The organism is Altericista sp. CCNU0014 (assembly GCF_044923475.1).
Taxonomy (GTDB): domain Bacteria; phylum Cyanobacteriota; class Cyanobacteriia; order Thermosynechococcales; family Thermosynechococcaceae; genus JAAURS01.
Genome location: NZ_CP137338.1, coordinates 1,892,532 through 1,910,816, shown reverse-complemented (window position 1 = coordinate 1,910,816; position 18,285 = coordinate 1,892,532). Strand labels below are relative to the sequence as shown.

Sequence of the window (18,285 nt, the reverse complement as noted above, 5' to 3'; positions counted from 1 at the left end):
AATTTAGCTCTTTCTTCTACCCACTATGGGGAAGGGAGATAGCCTGGTGAACCTTACACCAGCGCATCTACTCAAGCAGCATAAATCTTGACGGTTGATGGAAAAGCAGATCGTCGTACGCACCCTCCAACTCGAAGATATTCCGTCTGTAGCCGAGCTGCTAAGCGAAGCGTTTTATGGCGGGCACGGATGGACGGGGTGGGCTGCCCCCATTCTCAAGCTCGGCATTTATCAGGACTTAAAAAGCCGTTATTTGAGCCAGCCGTCTCAGCACATCTGCCTCGTGGGCATTCAAGTCTCGCAACGCGAACTGCCGATCGTTGCCGGAACGGTCGAATTAGCCGTGCGGCCCTTATTAGCCTGGGGAACCTTTAATGCATCGGTACCCTATATTTCCAACCTAGCCGTTGCCCGATCTTTCCGCCGTCGCGGAATAGGCCGACAGCTACTACTGGCCTGCGAACCGATCGCGCAACACTGGCAACACGACACGCTTTATCTCCATGTCAAAAAAGACAATCAAGTTGCCAGAGGGCTGTACTTCAACCTAGGCTATCGACGGCAGCAGGATGAAATTCCAGTTTGGGCGAGGCTATTCGGGCAGTCGCAGCAGCTCTTGATGAGCAAATCGCTGCAACTCAACCTGAAATCTTCCCGCTCGGCTCAAACGCAACAATTGACCTAGCACTGTTACAACGTCGAGCGATGCACCGAACTCAGTTCTTTGTTTGAAGTTCTTTGTTTGAAGGGGCAATCCTAGCCTACCGATTCCGCAGAGAATACAAACCGCGAACGGGAGGGTTTGGCCCTGAAGCAGAGGCAAGAAGAACGGGTTCCCTGCCCACAGCAACTGAAAATTGGATGCTACCTTGCTGGAACACGACGCTCGGTTCAGACCGATTGCTGGTGTCGATACTTTTGACAAAAAGTCGCCCGCCAGAGAGAGAGTCGCCAATGCCGACCGTCCGGCTGGTCGGCTCGTCGGGTGCCTGCACGATCGCGCGGGGCAGCCCGCTGACAATCACCACGCCCGTAACCTTGACTTGAGCGGGTTCTGGGGCCTTGGGCAATTCTGGAAGCTTGAGCGAGTCGGACGGTTTGGCGCTAGTGGCTTGTGTCCCAGGACCGATCGCAATCTGTTTGGCAGTCCCCGATCGTCCTTTAGCTGAAGATTGTGCCGAACTCGCCGACTGGGTGGAAGGACCGCCGGGTGTCGTTGCAGCAGTATTATTACCTCCTCCTCCTGTAGGGGCCAAGCGCGCTACGGGTCCTACAGAACCAAACGGATCGGGACGTCCGCTCTTGATCACTCGCAGCCGATCGTCGGGGTTGGTGGGTCGGGTCAGCGCAATTTTAGAGGGCGAGTTAAGCGTCGCCGGAACGGATGGTGAGGGAAAGGGTTGGGAAGGAACAGGCGCTGGGGCGGGGCTGACGCTCAAATCCTTGGACTCTCCGCACCCCACCACTGCAAGGGGCACGAGCGCAAGGGTCAAATATAGGGGTACTCGATTAAACCGCACCTTCATCTGTCTATGCCTCACCGTTACCTTAAAAAACTTAAACTTCGAAATTTGACTGCTGTAGCATCCAACTGACCGATCGAGACTAACTGATTGACTCCAAATTGGCTATAGAGCGCAATAAGACAATATTTTAGTGTTAGGACTCGAACTGTCACTCTATCGTAGCAATGGAAATAACGACCCTATTACCTAAAGCTTCCAGATTTTCCGCTCTCCTCAAAGGTTAGAGACAAATATGGCCCAAACCGAAGGGAAAGTTTATATTCTCGGAGCCGGACCCGGTGCGGCAGATTTTTTGACCGTTGCCGGACAGACCATTTTATCAACCGCTGAGGTTCTTATCTATGATGCCCTGATCGATCCCAAATTATTAACGCTCGCGCCGAAAACCTGTATTCATCTATGGGCGGGGAAGCGGGGGCAAGAACCCAGCACCCCCCAACCCGAGATCGATCGACTGTTAATAACGTATTGCCAGCAAGGCAAACAGGTGGTCCGCCTGAAAAGCGGAGACCCCGCTCTTTTTGGTAGAGTGGCGTCAGAAATACAGGCGCTGCAATCGGCAAATTGTGCCTATGAGGTTTGGCCGGGGCTATCGTCGGCCTTGGCTGCTCCAATTTTGGCCGGAATTCCCCTAACCGATCCGGTCCTCAGCCGCAGCGTTACGATTGCGAGCGCCCATGAGATTGCTGCCGTAGATTGGGACCTCATGGCGCGCAGCGAGTCCTTGGTGATTCTCATGGGAGGGCGATCGCTCCCCCTCCTCATCCAGTCTCTCCAAGAGCACGGCAAACCCGCCCATACACCCATCGCGATCGTTCGCTGGGGCGGATGGCCCCAGCAGGAAGTCTGGGTCGGCACCCTAGAGACAATTGTGGAAGAGACCCGAGGAGAACGACTCTCACCTGCGGTCATGGTCATCGGCGAAGTCGTCCGGCTTCGCGAAACCCTTGCCATCCCCAATTTCTCTGCCTTAGTACCCCCTAGTCCTCTTGCTACTATGACTGAAATGACTATGACTGAAACGCACGCAGACTTGCAATCTCAGCAGTCTCGCCCCTTAGAAGGGCTGACGATTCTAGTAACGCGCTCGGCGAGCCAAGCCCCAGCATTTCGCCAGAGTTTAGAGGCGCAAGGTGCAACGGTCTTGGAGATGGCGGCGCTCGAAATCGTTCCCCCTTCGAGTTGGGAGCCACTGGATCGGGCGATCGCCCAACTCGACACCTTCGACTGGCTGTTTTTGACCTCAGCTAATGGCGTTCAGTATTTCTTCGAGCGGTTGCTGGCCCAAGGCAAAGACGCGCGGGCGTTAGCGGGGATTAAAATTGCCGTTGTGGGACGCAAAACCGCCGCCGTATTAAAAGAGCAGGGACTCATCCCAGACTTTATCCCCCCGCACTACATTGCCGATGAACTCGTGGCCCACTTCCCCGATCGCGATCGCCTAGGCAGCCTGCGCTGTTTGTTTCCGAGGGTGGAGTCCGGCGGACGGGAGGTCCTAGTGCAGCAGCTTACGGCCCAAGAAGCGACGGTGGTTGAAGTTCCTGCCTATCAATCTCAATGTCCCAGTGCTATAGACCCCCAAATTGCAGTCGCTCTCCAGCAACAGACTGTAGATGTCATCACCTTTGCCAGTTCCAAAACCGTCGAGCACTTTTGGCAGTTGCTCCAGCAAACGCCGCATTTCGAGCCATCGGGCTGGAACCCGATCCTTCAATCCCTCAAAGTTGCCTCCATTGGGCCGCAGACGTCTAAAACCTGTCGCGCGCTTTTAGGCAAAGTCGATATCGAGGCTCGGGAGTATACCCTGGAAGGACTCATTGAAAGTGTTGTTCTGACCTACAGCTAAAAGCGTTTTGTGCAGCGATCGAGATCACAGTAAAAGCATGACCTCGATCGCTGCACTTCATTAAATCCCATGCGAGGTTTGCGTACAGTAAAGTATTAGCACTTAGCCAAAGGATTGCTCTCGGAAGCGATCCTTTTTTATGGGAGCGATCCTGACTGCGCGAGATTTCTAGGCTGGTAGAATTGCACGAAACGCCAGAGAATAGACAGATGCGCGCTACCCCGTCCGAGCCCTGGCCTACCATTGCGATCGCCCCCGACTCTTTCAAAGGAACGCTGACCGCAAAAGCAGCAGCCCAAGCCCTTGCGGGTGGATTGCAGCAGGCGCTCCCATCGGCCAACATTTTGCAGTGGCCGATGGCCGATGGCGGAGAAGGCACCCTAGACTCGCTCCAGGCTGTTTTGCGTGGAGAACTCGAGCGGTGGACAGTCAAAAATGCAGCGGGCTTACCCGTACGGGCGTGTTTTTATCGTTGCGAAATTCAAAACCAACCTGCTGCTGTCCTCGAAGTCGCCCAGGTTGTAGGCATCACTGACCGATCGTCACAACAGTATCCAGTCGCCCAGCGCGCGACGCAAGGCGTAGGCGAACTCCTACGACATACCTTAGATCTTGGTATTCGCGAACTGTACGTCGGCCTAGGGGGAAGCTGTACGAACGATGGCGGTGCGGGTCTGCTCGCGGGGTTGGGGGTTGAGTTCCTGGATGCTCGAGGCTGTCTTCTATCACCTGCGCCAGAAGGTCTAGCACGGCTCGCGAGCATTGATTTCTCTGGTCTCGATCCTCGACTGCAATCGACGCGTTTAACCTTGCTGTCGGACGTCCGCAGTCCGCTTTGCGGGCCGAACGGGGCCACCCATACCTTTGGCCCGCAGAAAGGTTTAGCAAATAAAGAAGAACGCGATCGCATCGATCGAACCCTCGATCGCTTTGCCACCTTGGCAGAACGGACTATAGCGCAGCAGTTTCCCTCCCGCGAGCTGAGACAAAACCTACAGACCCGCCCTGGGACTGGCGCGGCAGGCGGGCTGGGATTTGCGCTCCAGTTGTTAGGCGGCATCCATACCTCCGGTGCAAAATTCATTGCAGAACTGCTGAACATTCCCCATCATTTAAAGCAGGTAGACTGGCTGATTGTGGGGGAGGGTTGCAGCGATGTCCAAACGCTGCAAGGCAAGGCCCCCTGGGTTGTCGCTCAAATGGCTCACAATGAAGGAGTACCCGTCACGCTTCTATCTGGGGCGATCGTGTCAGAAGATGCGGCGACTTTAGCGCAATCCTTTAGAGGCAACTGCTTCTCTTTAACGCCAGGTCCGACCTGCTGCTTCCCCGCCTCAGATGCACCCACTTCCGCCGAAGACTGCCGCCTTCGCGCTGCCCAGTGGCTGCAAAAAGCGGGCCTTCAATTGGGGCAACAGTGGCTGCAAAACCGACCCTTAGATTCCGACCGAGGCGATTTCCTGTAGAGGCGCGAGGCCTTGCGCCCCCTACAAGATTGTTGGTGGTTTTCAGTTCGGGAATAGCCTATTCCAAACCCCCATCTCCCCCATCTTCCCGACCAGCCCCATCTCCACCCTTACCCTTAATCCCCATGCTTGGAACCTTTCAGCAAAGCCAACTGCGAGTTGAAATCGGAGCGACCGCCTCCCAGCTAAACCAGGCCATTCTACGAACGGCCCAACTGCGGCAATGGCTGTTTCCCCAAATTCTGACCGGAAACCTTCTGGCAGAACTGTCCCCTGGCTTAACCTTTACAAGCTGGATTGGATTCGTTCCCGTCGAACACAACGTTGACGCCGTCGAGACCGAAGGACTCCGGTTAATTTTAAGTCGGGGGATCGATGGAATTCACGAGTGGCAGTGGGGCGACGGATGGGTGCAGTCTTGCCTCGAAGGCGTTTCCTTCCTTCCGCTTCAAGCCGGCAATACTGCCACGCTTCTCCGCTTAAAAGCCTACCTTGCTCTTGCGGAGAAGTTTCGCCGCTAGACCCATCCTTAAAGCTTGACCACCAGCACGGGACAGGATGCATCGCTGACGACTTGGCTGCTAACCGAGCCCTTCAAAATTCGATTCACCCCCGTCAGTCCGCGACTGCCCAGCACGATCAAGTCAGCATGATGGATATTTGCCAGTCGAATAATTTCCTCCGTCGGGTCGCCCGTCACAATTTCCAGCTCCGATTGACAGGGAAGTTCGGCCTGGTAAGCTTGGAGCGCTTTTTCGATGTGTCGAAACTGACCCAATTCTGGATCGACAAAGGGAAGGTCGGCAGGCTGTTCTAAATTGCTCTCGGATAGCTCGATGACGTGGCACAAAACGATCGTCGCGCTAGGCTGAAGCTTAATCTGCAAAACGCACTGAATCACATAGTCCGACTGTTCGGAACTGTCTAAAGCCACTAGGATTCGATCAAACACGGTACGTGCCTCCAAATACGCGATCGCGAGCAGCATCTCGACCTTACTACGACATTCGAGGTTCTAACACATGCCAGTTACGAGTATTTACGAGGAAATTCGCCCGTAAACGCTAGGGATAATGGGGCTTCGGTCGCGCCCGCAACCGCACTGAATCTCGGTGGGAAGGCAAACCCTCTGCATCTGCCAAAATTTCGATGGCATTGGCCACTTTGCTCAGGGCAGTGCTGGAATACTGAATGAGACTGGAGTGCTTCATGAAGGTCTCGACGCCCAACGCCGAAGCAAACCGCGCCGATCCCGAGGTGGGTAAGGTGTGGTTTGGTCCCGCCAAATAGTCGCCCACTGCCTCTGGCGTATCGGAACCTAAGAAGATCGCCCCTGCATGGCGGATATGTTCTAGCAAAGCCCAAGGGTCTTCAACTTCTAACTCTAGGTGTTCCGGGGCAAACTCGTTGGAAAGTTCGGCGGCCCGCTCCAGGGTGTTCACCACGATGATTAGGCCGTAGTGGGCGATCGCCTTTTCCGTCAGCGTCCGGCGCGGGTGATTCACCAACTGCGCTTCCACTTCGCGGGTCACTTGTTCGGCCAAGGTCATGCTGGTCGTAATTAAGATTGCCGCCGCTAAAGGATCGTGTTCTGCTTGGGCCAGTAAATCCACTGCGACGAAAACGGGATTGGCAAGGTGGTCCGCAATGATGAGAACTTCAGACGGTCCTGCCAAAGAATCGATCCCAACGGTTCCGTACACCAGCTTTTTGGCGAGGGTTACGTAGACATTCCCCGGCCCCGTAATCACGTCGACCTTTGGAATGGTTTCGGTCCCGTAAGCCAGGGCGGCGATCGCCTGAGCCCCTCCCACCCGATAAATTTCATGAATTCCCGCTTCTTGAGCCGCCACCAACACCGCTGCATCGATCTGCTTGTCGGGGCCCGGCGGCGTCACCATGACCGCACGCGGCACCCCCGCCACGGCAGCAGGTACCGCATTCATCAGGACCGTACTGGGGTAGCACGCCCGCCCACCCGGCACGTACAATCCAGCACAGTCTACAGGGGTGTAGCGTTTCCCCAAGACCACTTCGTCGTCTCCAAACTGCACCCAACTCTTGGGCTTGCGCTGGCGGTGAAAAGATTCAATTTGACGATGGGCTAACTGAATGGCATCTAAAAGTTCCTTAGAAACCTGCTGGTAGGCCGCATCCAGCTCAGCACCGCTCACCCGCAACCCGCCGAGTTCTAACGTAACCTGATCGAATTCAGCCGTGTAGTGCAAGAGCGCTCGATCGCCCTGACGCCTGACGCTCTGCAAAATTTCGCGAACCGTTGCCTCTTTGTGCAGAACCTGATCGTCGTGGATGCGGTCGCAAATTCGCTGAAGTTCAGCTTTTGCCTCGGAGAGCTGTGTAATCGTTCTCAACATGGGTTTGGGCAGCCAATGTAGGTCTCGGATTAGAAAGACTGAATTCAAGTATAGCGACGGATTTAGGTACCGGAGCAAACCCGTCTTTAGTATTCTTAGCTTAACGCGATTTTAGAAAGGTCGTGTTCTGGGAAGAACTGGTGCTATCATGATTTATTGGGTATTTTCATGTCTTATACTTTGCCGAACAACTGTGGCTAACATTAAATCAGCAATTAAACGCATCCAAATCTCGGAACGCAATCGTCTCCGCAATAAGTCCTACAAAACTGCCGTCAAGACCCTCATGAAGAAGTACTTCGATGCGGTTCGCCAGTACGCTGCCGAACCCACGCCGGAGCAAATGGCATTAGTCGAAGAGCGCATGTCCTCTGCCTATAGCAAAATTGACAAAGCTGTGAAGCGTGGCGTCCTCCATAGCAATACGGGCGCGCGTAAAAAAGCCCGCCTCGCTCGCGTTCTCAAAAGTTCGACCCAGGGAGCAGCGCAACAGGCCTAGGACAGTCCCGCGCCCAGAGGTTCTAGCACCATCGGTTTGGACTTAGAAGCGATCTCTCACGCTCGAAAAAGCAGAATGCATCTCATCGACACCCACGTTCATCTCAACTTTGAAGCTTTCGAGCCAGATTTTGAGCGAGTCGTTCGGCGCTGGCGCGAAGCCGGCGTCGTCCGTTTAGTCCATTCTTGCGTCGAGCCTGACGAATTTGAAAAAATTCAAGGTTTGGCCCGCCGCTATCCAGAGCTGTTTTTTGCGGTAGGTCTGCATCCGTTGGATGTAGCGCAGTGGACGGCGAGCTTGGGAGATCGGATTCGATCCTTAGCAACCTCCGATTCCAAAGTGGTTGCAATTGGAGAAACGGGGCTCGACCTTTACAGAGCCGAGAATTTGGCCGAGCAACTCGAGGCATTTGAGACTCAACTTCTGATTGCCCAAGGGCTGAGTCTTCCGGTCATCATTCATTGCCGAGACGCAGCCCAGCCCATGGCCGAGTTCTTGAGGTCGTTCTGGAAGCAGTACGGTCCCGTCAAGGGTGTCATGCATTGTTGGGGAGGAACCCCTCAAGAAACCCAACAGTTTCTCGACCTAGGGTTCTTCATCAGCTTTAGCGGTACTGTAACGTTCAAAAATGCGGTTCAAATCCACGAGTCTGCTCGAATCGTGCCTGCAGATCGGCTGCTCGTCGAAACAGACTGCCCCTTTCTCGCTCCCGTCCCCAAGCGGGGAGAGCGCCGCAACGAACCCGCTTACGTCTATCACGTCGCTCAGCGCGTTGCCGATCTCCGGAACTGTTCCCTCTCTGAGATTGCAGCTCAAACCACTCAAAATGCCTGCACGCTGTTCGATCTGCCTCGACCGGCCGAACAGCCGATTTTGGTCGAAGCTTAGCCAATTGCGCTAGACTATATTACCCATTGTAAAGATGGGCCTCAGACTTCTCGAAGCTTATGCCCCTGGGAGTCGCAGACCGAATCCGCTTTTTGCAGCCCCACCCACCGATTCAAAGACCAGCACAGCGCAACGCCTTGGATTGACTTTTCCTCTGCGTAGGAATATGATGTACAATTCTATTTGCGCTGGGCGTGACCTCTAGAGGAGACGCATGACTAATCAGATTTACACCCAACCTGCTTTTGCTCTTCCAGATTTGGTTGAAATTCAGCGGGAGAGTTTTCGATGGTTTCTCGAAGAAGGGCTGATTGAAGAACTAGAGAGTTTTTCTCCCATCACGGACTACACGGGTAAAATTGAGCTTCATTTTCTTGCCAAAGATTACAAGCTAAAGCGACCTAAGTACAGCGTCGACGAAGCAAAGCGACGGGATAGCACTTACGCCGTCCAGATGTACGTTCCCACTCGTCTCATCAACAAGGAAACGGGCGAAATCAAGGAGCAGGAAGTTTTTATTGGCGATCTTCCGCTCATGACCGATCGCGGGACGTTCATCATCAACGGTGCAGAGCGCGTGATCGTGAACCAGATCGTTCGAAGTCCCGGCGTTTATTACAAGTCCGAGACGGATAAAAACGGGCGGCGCACCTACAATGCCAGCTTAATTCCGAATCGCGGGGCATGGCTGAAGTTTGAAACCGACAAGAACGATCTCGTTTGGGTGCGAATCGACAAGACGCGCAAGCTCTCGGCTCAGGTGCTGCTCAAGGCGTTGGGATTGACCGATGGGGAAATCTTCGATCGGTTGCGCCACCCCGAATACTACCAAAAAACCATCGAAAAAGAAGGTCAATTTGGCGAGGAAGAAGCCCTCTTGGAGCTGTATCGCAAGCTGCGGCCCGGCGAACCACCGACGGTTTCCGGCGGCCAACAGCTTCTCGATTCTCGGTTTTTCGACCCCAAACGTTACGACTTGGGGCGGGTGGGCCGTTACAAGCTCAATAAAAAGCTGCGGCTGAATACGGCTGAAAACACGCGAGTGCTGACGCCGGACGATATTCTGGCGGCGATCGACTACCTCATCAACCTAGAGTTCGACATCGGCAGCATCGACGACATCGACCACTTGGGCAACCGTCGCGTTCGTTCTGTGGGCGAACTGCTCCAAAACCAGGTGCGGGTGGGTCTCAACCGCTTGGAACGCATCATCAAAGAACGGATGACCGTTTCGGATGTCGAGTCCCTGACCCCGGCCTCTTTGGTGAATCCCAAGCCCTTGGTGGCGGCCATTAAAGAGTTCTTCGGATCCAGCCAACTTTCTCAGTTTATGGATCAAACCAATCCCTTGGCCGAATTGACCCACAAGCGGCGGCTCAGCGCCCTCGGTCCTGGTGGTCTGACGCGGGAACGAGCTGGATTTGCGGTGCGGGACATTCACCCCAGCCACTACGGGCGCATTTGTCCGATCGAGACGCCGGAAGGTCCGAATGCAGGTCTGATTGGCTCCTTGGCCACCCACGCGCGAGTGAACTCCTACGGCTTCATCGAAACGCCCTCCTATCGTGTCGAGAACGGACGCGTGCTCAAAGAGTTTGCGCCCCTCTACATGACCGCTGACGAAGAGGACGACAAGCGGGTCGCTCCAGGGGATATCCCCATGGACGAAAACGGTTACATTCTCGGCGATGTGGTGCCCGTTCGCTACCGTCAAGATTTCACCACGACATCGCCGACTGAGGTAGATTTTGTAGCGGTTTCTCCGGTGCAGATCATTTCCGTTGCAACCTCGTTGATTCCTTTTTTGGAGCACGATGACGCTAACCGAGCGCTGATGGGTTCTAACATGCAGCGGCAGGCGGTGCCTTTGCTGCGTCCCGAGCGCCCTCTGGTCGGAACTGGGCTAGAAGGCCAAGCCGCGCGCGACTCTGGGATGGTGATTATCAGCCGCAGCGACGGGGAAGTCACTTACGTCTCTGCCGATAAAATCTGCGTGCGAGACGATGAGGGAGAGGTCATTACTTACCCGGTTCAAAAGTACCATCGCTCGAACCAAGATACCTGCCTCAACCAGCGGCCCATCGTGTTTGTGGGCGATCGCGTCCTATCCGGCCAGATTATTGCAGACGGTTCTGCAACCGAAGGCGGAGAACTGGCCCTCGGTCAGAATATATTGGCAGCCTACATGCCTTGGGAGGGCTACAACTACGAAGACGCCATTCTGATTAGCGAACGCCTCGTGCGGGACGAAGTTTATACTTCCATTCACATTGAGAAGTACGAAATTGAAGCCCGTCAAACCAAGTTAGGTCCCGAAGAAATTACGCGGGAAATCCCCAACGTTGGGGAAGATGCCCTGCGTCAGCTCGACGAGAACGGCGTGATTCGGACGGGCGCGTGGGTCGAGTCCGGCGACATTTTAGTAGGTAAAGTCACCCCTAAGGGCGAATCCGACCAGCCGCCAGAAGAAAAGCTGCTGCGAGCCATCTTTGGCGAAAAAGCGCGGGACGTTCGCGACAATTCTTTGCGAGTACCCAATGGCGAGAAGGGCCGCGTCGTAGACGTGCGGATCTTTACCCGAGAGCAGGGAGACGAACTGCCACCGGGAGCCAACATGGTGGTTCGGGTGTACGTGGCCCAGAAGCGCAAAATCCAGGTGGGCGACAAGATGGCGGGCCGTCACGGCAACAAGGGTATTATTTCCCGGATTCTGCCGATCGAAGATATGCCCTACCTCGAAGACGGCACTCCCGTCGACGTGGTGCTGAACCCCTTGGGTGTACCGTCCCGGATGAACGTGGGGCAGGTGTTCGAATGCCTCTTAGGTTGGGCTGGGGAAAACCTGGGCCTGCGCTTTAAGCTCACCCCCTTCGACGAAATGCACGGCGAAGAAGCATCGCGCCTGACCGTCCACGGCAAGTTAGAAGAGGCCAGCGAGCAGTACGGCAAACACTGGATTTTCAACCCCGACGAGCCAGGCAAGTTGAAGGTGATCGACGGGCGGACGGGCGAACCGTTCGACCAGCCCGTGACCGTAGGTAAAGCCTACATGCTGAAGCTGGTTCACTTGGTCGACGATAAGATTCACGCTCGGTCCACGGGGCCTTACTCCCTGGTCACGCAACAGCCTTTGGGCGGTAAAGCGCAGCAGGGCGGTCAGCGCTTTGGAGAAATGGAAGTCTGGGCGCTGGAAGCGTTTGGGGCTGCATATATTCTCCAGGAGCTGCTGACGGTGAAGTCCGACGACATGCAGGGGCGCAACGAAGCCCTCAATGCGATCGTGAAAGGTCAGGCTATCCCTCGCCCCGGTACGCCGGAATCCTTTAAGGTGCTCATGCGAGAGCTGCAGTCTCTCTGTTTGGATATTGCCGTTCACAAGGTGGAACCGGATGACGAAGGCAGTAGTCGCGATGTCGAGGTGGATCTGATGGCGGATGTCAGTCAGCGCAGGACGCCTTCGCGACCGACCTACGAGTCCCTATCGAGAATGGACTTGGACGAGCCTGAGTAGCGGGCTTGGTATCCAGAGACGGTTTGCTGCCGCTTGAAATCGCCGATCGAAGCCCTAGGGTTTTACGGTATTTCAATCGGCAGTTGCCCGGTTTTTACGATCGATTTAGTTTGAGATACACAAAAGGAAACGCTAAGCGATGCCTAAGCTAGAACAGCGATTTGACTACGTCAAGATTGGTCTGGCATCTCCAGAACGAATTCGTCAGTGGGGCGAGCGCACCCTGCCCAACGGCCAAGTGGTCGGCGAAGTGACCAAGCCAGAAACGATCAACTACCGTACCTTGAAACCGGAGATGGACGGTCTGTTTTGCGAGCGCATTTTTGGTCCCGCCAAGGATTGGGAATGCCACTGCGGAAAATACAAACGGGTGCGGCATCGCGGGATCGTGTGCGAGCGCTGCGGCGTTGAGGTGACGGAATCGCGCGTACGCAGGCATCGCATGGGCTACATCAAGCTGGCAGCTCCCGTGACCCACGTTTGGTACCTCAAGGGGATTCCGAGCTACATGGCAACCCTGCTAGACATGCCGCTGCGGGATGTAGAGCAAATCGTATATTTTAACGCCTACGTCGTTTTGGATGCAGGTAATGCGGAGAACCTGTCCTACAAACAGTTGCTCAGCGAAGATCAGTGGATGGAAATTGAGGATCAGATCTACAGCGAAGATTCTCAACTCGCGGGCATTGAAGTAGGCATTGGTGCCGAGGCCGTACAGCGGCTGCTCCAGGATTTGAATCTGGAAACCGAAGCGGAGAGCCTGCGGGAAGAAATTGCAACCTCTAAGGGGCAAAAGCGCGCCAAGCTGATCAAGCGGTTGCGAGTGGTCGATAATTTCGTGGGGACGGGTTCCTTCCCCGACTGGATGGTCCTGTCCTACATTCCCGTCATTCCCCCCGACTTGCGTCCGATGGTGCAGTTGGATGGGGGTCGATTTGCTACCTCCGATCTCAACGATCTCTATCGCCGCGTTATCAATCGGAACAACCGTCTGGCCCGGCTTCAGGAAATCCTCGCACCCGAAATCATCGTTCGCAACGAGAAACGGATGCTTCAAGAGGCCGTAGACGCTTTGATCGATAACGGTCGCCGCGGACGAACGGTCGTGGGAGCCAACAATCGTCCCCTCAAGTCGCTATCTGACATTATCGAAGGGAAACAGGGTCGCTTCCGGCAGAACTTGCTGGGTAAACGGGTGGACTACTCCGGTCGTTCTGTGATCGTGGTGGGGCCTAAGCTCAAAATTCACCAGTGCGGTCTGCCTCGGGAAATGGCGATCGAGCTGTTTCAGCCCTTTGTCATCCATCGCCTGATCCGTCAGGGATTGGTCAACAACATTAAGGCAGCCAAGCGGCTGATTCAGCGCAACGATCCCTTGATTTGGGACGTTCTAGAGGAGGTCATTAAGGGCCACCCCGTCATGCTCAACCGGGCACCGACGCTTCACCGCTTGGGGATTCAGGCGTTTGAACCCTTACTGGTAGAGGGTCGAGCGATTCAGCTCCACCCGCTGGTCTGTCCGGCCTTTAACGCTGACTTTGACGGGGACCAGATGGCCGTACACGTACCGCTTTCGATCGAGGCACAAGCCGAAGCACGACTGTTGATGTTGGCTTCCAACAATATCTTGTCTCCTGCAACGGGCCGACCGATCGTGACGCCGAGTCAGGATATGGTGCTGGGGTGCTACTATCTGACCGCAGAAAACCCTAAGGTTCAGACGGGCGCGGGCGGCTATTTCTCCGACCTAGACGATGTAATTCTGGCTTACGAGCAACATAAAATTGCCCTTCACGCTTACATCTGGGTGAGATTTGACGGTCCGGTAGACGATAGCGATGGAGATGCTCAGCCTGAAGTTGAGACCTTTCCAGACGGCAGCGTAACACAGACCTATCCGTCTAAGCGCATTCGCAGAGATGCTGAAGGGAATTTGATTTCTCAATACATTCGCACCACTGCGGGTCGCGTAATTTACAACAAGACCATTCAGGATTCTTTGGCAAGCTAAGCAGCAGCGGAAGGCAAATTATGACGGAAGGTGGTATGACGACTCACAATCAGCAGAAGCACACTGAACTGCCAGTTTTTTCTAACCGAGTGGTGAACAAAGGCGAACTAAAGACCTTAATGGGTTGGGCGTTTACCCATTACGGGACGGCTCGCAGTGCGGAAATGGCCGACAACTTGAAGGACCTTGGCTTTCGCTATGCCACGAAGGCTGGGGTGTCGATCAGTATTGAAGATTTACAGGTTCCACCGGGAAAGAAGGATCTTCTCGAAACGGCGGAAGAAGAAATTCGGGTCACAGAAGATCGCTATACGCGCGGCGAAATTACGGAAGTCGAGCGGTTCCAAAAGGTAATCGATACCTGGAACGGAGCCAGCGAGGAACTGAAGGATGAAGTGGTCAGGAATTTCCGGGCTAACGATCCGCTCAATTCGGTTTACATGATGGCGTTTTCGGGAGCGCGGGGGAATTTATCCCAAGTGCGTCAGCTGGTGGGGATGCGGGGCTTGATGGCAAATCCTCAAGGCGAAATTATCGATTTGCCCATTAAGACCAATTTCCGGGAAGGACTGACGGTTACCGAATATATCATTTCTTCCTACGGCGCTCGCAAGGGCTTGGTGGATACGGCGCTCCGAACAGCGGACTCGGGCTACCTGACCCGCCGACTGGTGGACGTGTCCCAGGATGTGATCATTCGCGAGAATGACTGCGGTACCCAGCGCGGGGTTGCGGTGCGCAGCATGATGGATGGCGACAAGGTGCTGATCAAGCTCAGAGATCGCCTCTTGGGTCGCGTGCTTTTGAACGATGTGGTTCATCCCGAAACGGGCGAAGTCATCCTAGCGAAGAATCAGGCAATTTCTGAGGATCTAGCCCAGGCAATTTGCGATGCAGGGGTGGAGGAGGTGGTCGTGCGATCGCCCCTGACCTGCGAAGCGGCCCGTTCGGTCTGCCAGCACTGCTACGGGTGGAGTCTGGCCCATGCCTATGTGGTGGACATTGGCGAGGCCGTGGGCATCATTGCCGCGCAATCGATCGGAGAACCTGGCACTCAGCTCACCATGCGGACCTTCCACACGGGTGGAGTATTTACCGCAGAAATGGCGCGACAAGTCCGCGCGCCTTTCTCCGGGAAAGTGAAGTATCCCAAAAACGTGCGGATGCGACCGTTCCGAACCCGCCACGGGGAAGATGCCTATACGGCTGAGACCAATACCCAGCTCACCTTAGAAGGCGGCGGCAAGAAGGAAGTCTTTGAAATTACCCAAGGCTCTACCCTCTTGTTTGCCGACGGGCAGCAGGTAAAGCAAGGCCAGCAACTGGGCGAGGTGGTCAACAACAGCCGTAACGTGCGCAAGAGCACGGAGAAAGTGACCAAGGACGTGGCTTCCGACTTGGCTGGAGAAGTTCAATTCATGAACCTCGTGCCGGAAGAAAAACGCGATCGCCAAGGCAACACCACTCGCATCGCACCTCGAGGCGGATTGATTTGGATTTTGTCTGGAGAAGTGTACAACTTGCCGCCTGGAGCAGAGCCGACCGTCGGCAACGGCGATCGCATCGAACCCAATGCCGTATTGGCGGAAACCAAGCTCATGACCGAGCATGGTGGGGTCGTTCGCTTGCCAGAATACGCTGCGGACGGCAAAGGCAGTCGCGAGGTGGAGATCATTACCGCCTCTGTGATGCTGGATACGGCCAAGGTTCATCTCGAAAGCCACCAGGGACGGGAACAGTACATCATCGAAGCGCAGAATAATCAGCAGTTCTTGCTCAAAGCCGCACCCGGCACTAAAGTGCTCAACGGTCAGGTGGTTGCCGAGCTCGTAGACGACAGTTACCGCACTTCATCAGGCGGGATTATCAAATACTCTGGCGTGGATGTTGCCAAGCGCGGTAAAGCCAAGCAAGGCTACGAAGTAATCCAGGGTGGCACGCTGCTGTGGATTCCTGAGGAAGCTCACGAGGTCAACAAAGATATCTCGCTGTTGATGGTGGAAGACGGCCAGTACGTTGAAGCAGGGACGGAAGTCGTCAAAGACATTTTCTGCCAAAGTAGCGGTGTCGTAGAAGTCACGCAGAAAAACGACATTCTACGGGAAATCGTCATCAAACCCGGCGATCTTCACTTGGTGGACGACCCCGAAGCAGTCTTGGCCAAAAACGAAACCCTAGGGAATCCTGGGGAAGAAGTCATTCCCGGATTGCCGCTGACAGACCTTCGCTACTTGGAGTGCGTTGAGACGCCCGAGGGTTACGCGCTGCTCTTACGTCCCGTGATCGAATATGCAGTTCCCGACCAGCCGTCAGTGCCTTCCCAAGAATCTATCAACGAAGCGGGTCGATCCATTCAGCTTCGGGCTGTTCAGCGCTTGCCTTACAAAGATGGAGAACGGGTCAAGGCGATTGAAGGACTCGATCTGCTCAGAACCCAATTGGTGTTAGAAATTGACACCGACGCGCCGCAGATCGCTGCCGACATCGAAGTCATTCCCGACGAGAAAGACGTTAACGTTTCTCGCCTTCAGCTCGTGATTCTAGAATCCCTCGTGCTGCGGCGCGATATCCCTGCCGACCAAACCCAGGGCAGTACCCACACCCGTCTCCTGGTTGAAGACGGACAGCAGATCGACCCTGGCGCAGTGGTAGCGCGGACTGAAATCAAGGCCAAGCAAGGCGGGCAAATTCGCGGGATTCGCCAAGATGGGGAAACGATCCGTCGCTTGCTCGTGGTTACGGAGGAAGACCTTATCTCCGTAGACTTGAAAGGTCAATCCCCTACGATTAAAGCGGGCGACTTGGTGCGAGCTGGAGATGAAATTGCCGCCGGTCTGACGGCTCCGGAGTCGGCCCAAGTGGCGAGCGTTGACGACGGGCAACTGACCCTGAGAATTGCGCGACCCTATCTGGTTTCGCCAGGTGCGATGCTCCAAATTGACGATGGAGATTTGGTGCAGCGGGGTGACAATCTGGCCCTGCTGGTCTTTGAGCGAGCGAAGACTGGGGATATCATTCAAGGTCTACCTCGGATTGAAGAGCTGCTCGAAGCTCGCAAACCGAAGGAGATGTGCACCCTGGCACACCGTCCCGGCACAGTTCAGCTTCAGTACAACGACGACGACTCCGTAGATATTAAGGTGGTCGAGTACGATGGTACCGTGACGGACTATCCGATCGGTCCCGGACAGAACCCGATGGCGTCTGACGCACAGCGGGTTGAAGCTGGAGAGCCGCTCACGGACGGCCCGATCAACCCCCACGACATTCTGGAGATTTACTTCCGACTCCACCGCGAGTCGAACGGTCTCTACGAAGCCGCTTTGATCAGCTTGCAGAAGGTACAATCCTTCTTGGTCAACGAGGTGCAATCCGTTTATCAGTCCCAAGGGATCGATATTGCGGACAAACATATCGAAGTGGTCGTGCGGCAGATGACGTCTAAAGTCCGGATCGACGACGGTGGAGACACTACGCTCTTGCCTGGAGAGCTGATCGACCTGTATCAAGCGGAGCAAGTCAACGAAGCCATGTCGATTACGGGGGGCGCACCCGCAGAGTACACGCCAGTCCTATTGGGGATCACTAAGGCTTCTCTGAATACAGACAGCTTTATCTCGGCAGCAAGTTTCCAAGAAACTACGCGGGTCTTGACGGAAGCGGCGATCGAAGGAAAATCAGATTGGCTGCGAGGTCTGAAGGAAAACGTGATCATCGGACGCTTGATTCCAGCGGGGACTGGGTTCAACACCTACGAAGAGTCTCCGGGCGGGCTCAGCGATCTGGAGTCGGCCTACGAAAATGGCGGCTACCGCGATGATGATGACGTGATTGACGATCAGACCGCTCGGACCTACGGATTGGAGCATGCCTTTGACGATGCGCTGACCATTGTTGACTCCGAAGACGAACTCTTTGGCGGCGATGGGGCGGCAAAGCGAACGGGCGGGCGGGGTGCCTTTGTTGTCGATCCGGTCGATGACTATGCCCTGATCGACGATTCGGTTGCGGAGCAGTTCGACCCGGACAGCGATGACTTCTAAGCGCGCTTTGCTGCTGCAATAAACTATAAAAAAGGGCCAGTCTGAGACTGGTCCTTTTTTATACTCGCCCAACAAAGTGCCCCAGGGGAAAGGATTAGAACGCGCTATAAAAGTGTATTA

At 55.1% G+C, this 18,285-nt stretch carries 12 protein-coding genes; 9 read left to right on the top strand and 3 right to left on the bottom strand.

Annotation, left to right across the window (positions count from 1 at the left end; genetic code table 11):
* Positions 1 to 97: 97 nt before the first annotated feature.
* Positions 98 to 685, top strand: a complete 588-nt coding sequence (locus tag R6H26_RS09515; RefSeq protein ID WP_404790216.1) for a GNAT family N-acetyltransferase — start codon at positions 98 to 100, stop codon at positions 683 to 685.
* A gap of 76 nt (positions 686 to 761) precedes the next feature.
* Here the strand turns inward: R6H26_RS09515 and R6H26_RS09510 are convergent, their stop codons facing one another.
* Positions 762 to 1,526: a hypothetical protein gene (locus R6H26_RS09510; RefSeq protein WP_404790215.1), complete on the bottom strand. Its 765-nt coding sequence runs from the start codon at positions 1,524 to 1,526 to the stop codon at positions 762 to 764.
* A gap of 232 nt (positions 1,527 to 1,758) precedes the next feature.
* On the opposite strand from R6H26_RS09510, the gene cobA reads away from it, so the two are divergent.
* From cobA to R6H26_RS09495, 3 genes are all read left to right on the top strand, one after another.
* Positions 1,759 to 3,372: a uroporphyrinogen-III C-methyltransferase gene (gene cobA / locus R6H26_RS09505; protein WP_404790214.1), complete on the top strand. Its 1,614-nt coding sequence runs from the start codon at positions 1,759 to 1,761 to the stop codon at positions 3,370 to 3,372.
* A 209-nt stretch (positions 3,373 to 3,581) separates the two neighbouring features.
* Positions 3,582 to 4,838 (top strand): glycerate kinase, encoded by a 1,257-nt coding sequence (locus R6H26_RS09500; RefSeq protein WP_404790213.1) that lies wholly within the window; start codon positions 3,582 to 3,584, stop codon positions 4,836 to 4,838.
* Between the two features lie 125 nt (positions 4,839 to 4,963).
* Positions 4,964 to 5,359: a hypothetical protein gene (locus R6H26_RS09495; RefSeq protein WP_404790212.1), complete on the top strand. Its 396-nt coding sequence runs from the start codon at positions 4,964 to 4,966 to the stop codon at positions 5,357 to 5,359.
* A gap of 8 nt (positions 5,360 to 5,367) precedes the next feature.
* Here the strand turns inward: R6H26_RS09495 and R6H26_RS09490 are convergent, their stop codons facing one another.
* Both R6H26_RS09490 and hisD read right to left on the bottom strand, forming a co-directional pair.
* Positions 5,368 to 5,790, bottom strand: a complete 423-nt coding sequence (locus tag R6H26_RS09490; RefSeq protein ID WP_404790211.1) for a universal stress protein — start codon at positions 5,788 to 5,790, stop codon at positions 5,368 to 5,370.
* Between the two features lie 112 nt (positions 5,791 to 5,902).
* The gene (gene hisD, locus R6H26_RS09485; protein ID WP_404790210.1) at positions 5,903 to 7,213 is read right to left on the bottom strand and encodes a histidinol dehydrogenase; all 1,311 of its coding nucleotides are present in this window, start codon (positions 7,211 to 7,213) and stop codon (positions 5,903 to 5,905) included.
* Positions 7,214 to 7,406: 193 nt separating this feature from the next.
* On the opposite strand from hisD, the gene rpsT reads away from it, so the two are divergent.
* From rpsT to R6H26_RS09460, 5 genes are all read left to right on the top strand, one after another.
* The gene (gene rpsT, locus R6H26_RS09480) at positions 7,407 to 7,712 is read left to right on the top strand and encodes a 30S ribosomal protein S20 (protein WP_404790209.1); all 306 of its coding nucleotides are present in this window, start codon (positions 7,407 to 7,409) and stop codon (positions 7,710 to 7,712) included.
* 75 nt (positions 7,713 to 7,787) lie between these two features.
* Positions 7,788 to 8,600, top strand: coding sequence for a TatD family hydrolase (locus R6H26_RS09475; protein WP_404790208.1), 813 nt, complete (start codon positions 7,788 to 7,790; stop codon positions 8,598 to 8,600).
* A 214-nt stretch (positions 8,601 to 8,814) separates the two neighbouring features.
* Complete coding sequence (gene rpoB, locus R6H26_RS09470) at positions 8,815 to 12,111, top strand: DNA-directed RNA polymerase subunit beta (protein WP_404790207.1); 3,297 nt, start codon at positions 8,815 to 8,817, stop codon at positions 12,109 to 12,111.
* A gap of 139 nt (positions 12,112 to 12,250) precedes the next feature.
* A complete protein-coding gene (locus R6H26_RS09465) occupies positions 12,251 to 14,122 on the top strand; it encodes a DNA-directed RNA polymerase subunit gamma (RefSeq protein WP_404790206.1) in 1,872 nt (623 codons plus the stop codon).
* Between the two features lie 35 nt (positions 14,123 to 14,157).
* Positions 14,158 to 18,165, top strand: a complete 4,008-nt coding sequence (locus R6H26_RS09460) for a DNA-directed RNA polymerase subunit beta' (RefSeq protein WP_404790205.1) — start codon at positions 14,158 to 14,160, stop codon at positions 18,163 to 18,165.
* Positions 18,166 to 18,285 lie beyond the last annotated feature (120 nt).

What these genes read in the sequence shown, in the direction of transcription:
- R6H26_RS09465 (WP_404790206.1), top strand. Translation starts at nt 12,251, where the DNA reads ATGCCTAAGCTAGAACAGCGATTTGACTACGTCAAGATTGGTCTGGCA.
- cobA (WP_404790214.1), top strand. Translation starts at nt 1,759, where the DNA reads ATGGCCCAAACCGAAGGGAAAGTTTATATTCTCGGAGCCGGACCCGGT.
- R6H26_RS09510 (WP_404790215.1), bottom strand. Translation starts at nt 1,526, where the DNA reads ATGAAGGTGCGGTTTAATCGAGTACCCCTATATTTGACCCTTGCGCTC.
- rpoB (WP_404790207.1), top strand. Translation starts at nt 8,815, where the DNA reads ATGACTAATCAGATTTACACCCAACCTGCTTTTGCTCTTCCAGATTTG.
- R6H26_RS09460 (WP_404790205.1), top strand. Translation starts at nt 14,158, where the DNA reads ATGACGACTCACAATCAGCAGAAGCACACTGAACTGCCAGTTTTTTCT.
- R6H26_RS09475 (WP_404790208.1), top strand. Translation starts at nt 7,788, where the DNA reads ATGCATCTCATCGACACCCACGTTCATCTCAACTTTGAAGCTTTCGAG.
- hisD (WP_404790210.1), bottom strand. Translation starts at nt 7,213, where the DNA reads ATGTTGAGAACGATTACACAGCTCTCCGAGGCAAAAGCTGAACTTCAG.
- R6H26_RS09495 (WP_404790212.1), top strand. Translation starts at nt 4,964, where the DNA reads ATGCTTGGAACCTTTCAGCAAAGCCAACTGCGAGTTGAAATCGGAGCG.
- R6H26_RS09515 (WP_404790216.1), top strand. Translation starts at nt 98, where the DNA reads ATGGAAAAGCAGATCGTCGTACGCACCCTCCAACTCGAAGATATTCCG.
- R6H26_RS09500 (WP_404790213.1), top strand. Translation starts at nt 3,582, where the DNA reads ATGCGCGCTACCCCGTCCGAGCCCTGGCCTACCATTGCGATCGCCCCC.